1 rRNA gene is annotated in these 770 nt (G+C 51.3%); it reads left to right on the top strand.

Going from position 1 to position 770, the window contains the following annotated elements:
• Window positions 1–770, top strand: a 23S ribosomal RNA gene (locus ACF8R4_RS13585); the annotation flags it as partial.

The following is a 770-nucleotide window of genomic DNA, read 5'->3' on the forward strand; positions in this document are numbered from 1 at the left end:
GAGCACGAGAAACTTTGTCTGAATATGGGGGGACCATCCTCCAAGGCTAAATACTACTGACTGACCGATAGTGAACCAGTACCGTGAGGGAAAGGCGAAAAGAACCCCGGAGAGGGGAGTGAAATAGAACCTGAAACCGTATGCGTACAAGCAGTGGGAGCCTACTTTGTTAGGTGACTGCGTACCTTTTGTATAATGGGTCAGCGACTTATATTCAGTGGCGAGCTTAACCGAATAGGGGAGGCGTAGCGAAAGCGAGTCTTAATAGGGCGTTTAGTCGCTGGGTATAGACCCGAAACCGGGCGATCTATCCATGGGCAGGTTGAAGGTTAGGTAACACTGACTGGAGGACCGAACCGACTACCGTTGAAAAGTTAGCGGATGACCTGTGGATCGGAGTGAAAGGCTAATCAAGCTCGGAGATAGCTGGTTCTCCTCGAAAGCTATTTAGGTAGCGCCTCATGTATCACTGTAGGGGGTAGAGCACTGTTTCGGCTAGGGGGTCATCCCGACTTACCAAACCGATGCAAACTCCGAATACCTACAAGTGCCGAGCATGGGAGACACACGGCGGGTGCTAACGTCCGTCGTGAAAAGGGAAACAACCCAGACCGTCAGCTAAGGTCCCAAAGTCATGGTTAAGTGGGAAACGATGTGGGAAGGCTTAGACAGCTAGGAGGTTGGCTTAGAAGCAGCCACCCTTTAAAGAAAGCGTAATAGCTCACTAGTCGAGTCGGCCTGCGCGGAAGATGTAACGGGGCTCAAACCAT

Origin of the sequence: Pseudomonas sp. FYR_2, from assembly GCF_043106425.1 — a bacterium.
In the GTDB taxonomy this organism is placed as follows: Bacteria; Pseudomonadota; Gammaproteobacteria; order Pseudomonadales; family Pseudomonadaceae; genus Aquipseudomonas; species Aquipseudomonas monteilii.